Genomic DNA, 5,716 nt, shown 5'->3' on the forward strand with positions numbered 1-5,716 from the left:
GGATGGGGATCGCTCGACTCGTCTGTCGGCTAGTATCCGCAGATGCATGCTTGACGGTCCCTCCACCCTGGCTCCTACATACCTCGTAGGAGCCGGGAGGAACATACAAGCATGGCTCGACTCTACAAAGGCATCCACGCATGGCGTGGATCTACTGGCGGGATCTGCTTTCTGTAGAGTCGAGCCATGCTCGACTGCTGTTCGCGCGGTGATGGAATGAGTCGAGCATGGCTCGACTCTACAAAGGCATCCACGCATGGCGTGGATCTGCTGGCGGGATTTGCTTTCTGTAGAGTCGAGCCATGCTCGACTGCTATTCGCGCGGTGATGGAATGAGTCGAGCATGGCTCGACTCTACAAAGGCATCCACGCATGGCGTGGATCTACCCGCCGCTGAAGGTATCCACCAGCAGCTTCACGTTCAACGCCACGATCACCAGTGCGATCACCCAGGCGATGCTGCCCAGCCAGCGCGGGGCCACCAGCGCGCCCATCGTCACTTTGTCGGTCACGATCCGCACCAGCGGGATGATCGCGAACGGCAGCTGCATCGACAGCACCACCTGGCTCAGCACCAGCAGCTTTACCGCGCCCTGGTCGCCGAACAGCATGATCACCACCACCACCGGAATGATCGCCAGCGCCCGCGTGATCAGCCGCCGCAGCCACGGCGGCAGACGCAGGTGCAGGAAGCCTTCCATCACGATCTGCCCGGCCAGCGTGGCGGTCACCGTCGAGTTCAGGCCCGAGGCCAGCAGCGCAATCGCAAACAGCGTCGCAGCGGCGCCCACGCCCAGCATCGGCGCCAGCAGCTGGTGCGCCTGCTCGATGTCTTCCACGTCGAAACGGCCATTGGCATGGAACACCGCCGCCGCCAGGATCAGGATGCTGGCGTTGATGAACAGTGCCAGGGTCAGTGCAAGGGTGCTGTCGGTCACTGCCCAGCGCAGCGCGCTGCGTCGGCCTTCATCGGTGCGCGGGTAGGCACGGGTCTGCACGATGGACGAGTGCAGATAGAGATTGTGCGGCATCACCGTGGCACCAATGATGCCGATGGCGATGTACAGCGCGTGCGGATCAGTTACCACCTGCGCGCGCGGAATGAACCCGCCCAGCACTTCCATCACCGGCGGTGCGGCCAGCGCGATCTGCACCATGAAGCAGGCGAAGATCACCATCAGCAATGCGATCACGAAGGCTTCCAGCGCACGGAAACCGCGGTTCATCAGCAGCAGCACCAGCAGCGTGTCCAGGGCGGTGATCACCGCGCCCCACAGCAACGGCAGGTCGAACAGCAGCTTCAGCGCGATCGCGGTGCCGATCACCTCGGCCAGGTCGCAGGCGATGATCGCCGCCTCGCACAGCGCCCATAACGCCAGGTTCACCGGCTTCGGGTAGCGGGCACGGCAGGCCTGGGCCAGGTCCATGCCGGTAGCGATGCCGAGCCGCGCCGACAGCGCCTGCAGGATCACCGCCATCAGGTTGGAGATGAGGATGACCGATAGCAGCAGGTAACCGAAGCGCGAACCGCCGGCGAGGTCGGTGGCCCAGTTGCCCGGGTCCATGTAGCCGACCGAGATCATGTAGCCCGGGCCGAGGAAGGCCAGCAGGCGGAACCACCAATGGCCCTTGTCGGGCACCGCCACCGAGGCGTTGAGCGCACCCAGGCTGGCCGGGGTGGAGGCCGAGGGGTCGCGGGATGCCAGGGTGTTCATGGCTCCGAATATAGCTCCTGCTATAGTCATTAGCAATGTGAAACAATCGTCTTTATCGCGTTACTGGTCCAGAATTCAGGTTCAACACCGGAACAACCGGAAGGACAGGCGCAGGCGTGGGCAAGACCGACGATTCGACATCGCTGAAAAGCACCCCCTTGATCGAGGCCGAGCGCCAGGTCGAGAGCTTCCGGCAAGTGCGCGAGGCGCACCGGATGGAGCTGGTGGAGGACTATGTCGAGCTGATCTCGGACCTGCTGGCCGACGGCGGCGAGGCCCGCCAGGTCGACATCGCCACCCGGCTGGGCGTAGCCCAGCCCACCGTGGCGAAGATGCTGCGGCGGCTGGCCCGCGACGGCTGGGTGGTGCAGCGTCCATATCGTGGCGTGTTCCTGACCCCGGAAGGCGAGGCGCTGGCCCATGCCAGCCGCCAGCGTCACCAGACCGTGGAGCGTTTCCTGCTGGCGCTGGGCGTGGACGCGGATACCGCGCGGCGCGATGCCGAGGGTATCGAGCACCATGTAAGCGAGCAGACGCTGGCGTTGTTCGAAGCGTTCGTGCGCAAGGCCGAGGGCGAGGCGCCGTAACGGTAGCGCCGGGCCATGCCCGGCGGCCGTAAGGCTGCGTCAAGCAATTCGCCGGGCATGGCCCGGCGCTACAGCGCTTGGATGCCGGCGTTGGGGCAACGGGCCTGCTGCTGCGCGCACGCCCGTTTCGTCCATTCCTTCAACACGGGCTGCAGGCCTTCGTAACGCCGGCCTTGCCAGCCATTGGCAAGTACATTCCCGTCTGCATCGATCAGTACCAGATTCGGCGGTGCCAGCCCAGCCAATGCCTGCAGTGCCGGCATGCGCGCGGCGCGGCGCGGGTCCAGCACCGGCCACGGCATCTCCTGCGCGTGCATGTAGCGGCGCAGCGCGGCCTCGCTCTCATCCAGGCTGACGTACACCACTTCGGTATCGGCGCCGGCCTCGCGCAATGCGTCACGCACGCTGCGCAGTGTGGGTACGAAGGCATGGCAGGGGGCGCACCAGTCGGCGCCGAAGTACAACGCCACCAGCTTCGGTGGCGATGACCACTGCATCGGTCGCAGCGAGCGCTGTTCCGGCCGCATCAGCGAGGCCGAGACCTGCGCATGCAGGTCCGCAGCCATCGCCGGTGCGGCCAGCAACACGGCACAGGCCAGCAACAACGCTCGTAGTGGCTTAGAACGCATAGCGCAGGTTGACGTACCACGAGCGCGCGAAGCGCGGCCCATAGACATAGTCGCTGTCCCGCAGCGCGCCCACTTCCAGATCCTTCTGGCGCTGGTCGAACACGTTCTTGACGCCTGCGGCCACCGACACTTCCTGCTGCGCCTGCGCGCCCAGATGGCGGTGCCAGCGCGCACCCAGGTCGGTCACCAGGAATGAACGCGTGCGGTGCAGTTCGCCCAGCCGGTTGTTCAGCACCGACATCGGGCCGGTGTGGCGCAGCGCGACGAAGGCCTCCCACGGCTCGGCGGGCATCCAGCTGAGCTGGGCCAGGCCGGTCCAGCGCGGGGTCTTCAGGTAGTCACGGCTTTCAATGACGGTGTCGCCACCATCGCCGCTGTCGTCGAAGATGCGCTGCGGTTCGCGGAAGCGCGAGCGGTACCACGAGGCGCCGGCGGTCAGGCGCCACTGTGGCGACGGCTGCCAGCCGAGGTTGGTTTCCGCGCCCAGCACATTGGAGCCGGACGCGTTGTAGCGCAGCTGACTGAGCTGGCCGTCATCACCGCGCTGGATCTCGCCCAGTGCGAAGGTGTCGCGGATACGGGCGTACGAGGCGGTGGCATCCCAGCTCCACACCGGATTGGCCGGGTCAGATCGCCAGTCGAAGCCGAACAGGGTGGTCAACGCGCGCTCTTCCTTCAGGCCGTCGGTGTTGCGCACGCGCACCTGCTCACCACCCAGCGTATCGACATGTACGTCCTCGACGAAGATTTCCGGTGCACGGAAGCCAGTGGCAACGCCCGCCCGCCACTTCAGGTTCGGCGTGGCCTGCCAGGCCAGCGCGATGCGCGGCGAGAACACCGCGCTGTCCAGCTCCGAGCTCTTGTCCACGCGCGCACCCAGTACCAGGTCGACGTTGTCGCGCAGGCTCCATTCGTCCTGGATGAAGGCCCCCAGGTTGTGGAAGGTAGCGTCCTCCAGCACCGCAAGGCGCTGGCCGTCACCGGCGCGATTGTCGTCGCGCAGCGCCTCGTGCTTGTACTGCACGCCAAAGGCCAGCGCGTGTGCGCCCAACCGCCAGTTCAACTGGCTGTCGATGTAGTGCAGTGGGTTGTGGGTGCGGCCGTACTGGCGCCAGGAACGCGAGGCCGCGCTGCCGGTCACGTTCGGGTCCAGCTGCGACGGGTCATAGCCGGGCGCGGACGGATCGGTGACCACGTCACCGAGACCACCATAGAAACTGTCGCGGTCGATGTCGGCGAAGGCGTAGGCCAGGCGGAAATCGACGTCGGCATTGATCTCCTGGTCCCACGACACGCTGCCGCGCCGGTACTTCGTATCCAGCGATTCGGCGATGTTGGCCAGGTACTCGGGCTGGTCCAGGCGGTTGCCGCCGCGGCGGGTTTCATCGGTCACCTGCAGGTCCAGGCGCAGCCGTGTGCCCGGTGTGGGCGCATACCAGGCCTGCAGCCCGCCGACCTTGAGATTCTTGCGGGTGATCTCGGTATAGCCGTCACCGTTGTAGTCGATGCCACTGTTCCAGTTGCGCTGGGCGATCACCGACAGCCCGGCGTCGGCGTCCTTGGCAACCAGGTCGAGGCGCACATCGGCATTCTTCTGCGGCGTGCCTTTCAGCACATCCACGCCGGCCTGCACATGGCCACCGCTGCGCGCCGGCAGTGGGGGGATCAGGTTGATCACACCGGCCACCGCGCCCGGGCCGTACAGCGCCGAGCCGCCGCCCTTGACCACTTCGATGCGGTCGACGAACCCGGCCGGAATCTGTTCCAGGCCGTACACGCTGCCCAGCGTGGACAGCAGCGGGATGCCATCGAACAGCAACTGGTTGTAGGCGCCGGGCAGGCCCAGCAGCTGTACCTCGCTGGTGTTGCAGTTCTGGCAGTTGCTTTCCACGCGCAGGCCATTGATCAGCTCTGCGGCTCGCGAGAAGTCGGTGGCCGCGCGCAGCGCGATGTCTTCCTTGCGCAGCACTTCGGTGCGGATCGGGACATCGGACAGCAGTCGTTCGCTGCGGGTGGCAGTGCTGACCTTGACCTGCACACGGTCCAGCTCGGTCGGCTTCGGTGTGGCTGCCAGCGCGGGCAGCGGCAGGGTCAGGGCGATGGCGGCAGCCAGAGGCAGCCGGCGGGAAAGGGGTCTGGAAACGGGCATGAGGGCGTCGTCCTTGGGAGAGGAAAGGCGGCGAGGGCGACCTGGCTGACGCATATGAAAGCAGAGGGTCATAGATATAGCAACGGCTATATAAATAAGTCCGTGCAATCACGAAGCCGAAAGCAGGATCAGAACATCGCGGACGACAGTGTTATAACATTACAAATCAACGCCAGAACCCTGCCGGATGTCATGCCCGGCAGGGTGCGATCGAAATCGAGGAACGCCGCCCCGGTCTGGCCCCGGGGCGGCGAGGGGCTTACCAGGCGGCGCGCAGGCCGACCTGGGCACCGTGGTTGCGATAGCCGCTGTCGCCACGCTGCACACGCAGGTCACCCCATGCGCTCCAGCGCTGGCCCAGCTGAAGCTGGGCACCGGCCTGCACTTCGTAGCGGTTCTCCGGCGTCTTCGCGCTCAACGACTCACTGTTGAAGCGCATGGCCTCATCGCGCTCGCCACGCAGCCAGTTCGCCGCCAGGAACGGCTGCACGCGGTTGCCCTGCAGCGTGCCCTGGCCAAACAGGCGTACGCCGAGGCGGCTGTTGAGGCCGCCGCCGCGACCATCCTCGACCGTGGTGCCATTGTTTTCGACCAGGCTGTCGCCGTCGTAGTCGGTCCAGGTCAGCTGCGCCTGCG

5 protein-coding genes are annotated in these 5,716 nt (G+C 65.9%); 1 reads left to right on the plus strand and 4 read right to left on the minus strand.

Going from position 1 to position 5,716, the window contains the following annotated elements:
* Positions 1-383: 383 nt before the first annotated feature.
* A complete protein-coding gene (locus AC5O77_RS21465) occupies positions 384-1,715 on the minus strand; it encodes an Nramp family divalent metal transporter (RefSeq protein WP_329810558.1) in 1,332 nt (443 codons plus the stop codon).
* Positions 1,716-1,831: 116 nt separating this feature from the next.
* On the opposite strand from AC5O77_RS21465, the gene mntR reads away from it, so the two are divergent.
* Positions 1,832-2,302 carry a manganese-binding transcriptional regulator MntR gene (gene mntR / locus AC5O77_RS21470; RefSeq protein ID WP_014647435.1) on the plus strand — a complete coding sequence of 157 codons (471 nt, stop codon included), beginning with the start codon at positions 1,832-1,834 and terminating at the stop codon, positions 2,300-2,302.
* Positions 2,303-2,370: 68 nt separating this feature from the next.
* On the opposite strand, the gene AC5O77_RS21475 is transcribed toward mntR, so the two are convergent.
* The 3 genes from AC5O77_RS21475 to AC5O77_RS21485 all read right to left on the minus strand — a co-directional run.
* Positions 2,371-2,931: a thioredoxin-like domain-containing protein gene (locus AC5O77_RS21475; RefSeq protein ID WP_478058887.1), complete on the minus strand. Its 561-nt coding sequence runs from the start codon at positions 2,929-2,931 to the stop codon at positions 2,371-2,373.
* Positions 2,921-5,080, minus strand: coding sequence for a TonB-dependent receptor plug domain-containing protein (locus AC5O77_RS21480; RefSeq protein ID WP_494507142.1), 2,160 nt, complete (start codon positions 5,078-5,080; stop codon positions 2,921-2,923). Before AC5O77_RS21480 ends, AC5O77_RS21475 begins: the two co-directional genes overlap by 11 nt.
* Before the next feature lie 259 nt (positions 5,081-5,339).
* A partial coding sequence (locus AC5O77_RS21485) for an autotransporter outer membrane beta-barrel domain-containing protein (RefSeq protein WP_494507143.1) occupies positions 5,340-5,716 on the minus strand: 377 nt, incomplete at its 5' end.

The organism is Stenotrophomonas sp. INTA L402-1 (assembly GCF_059295135.1).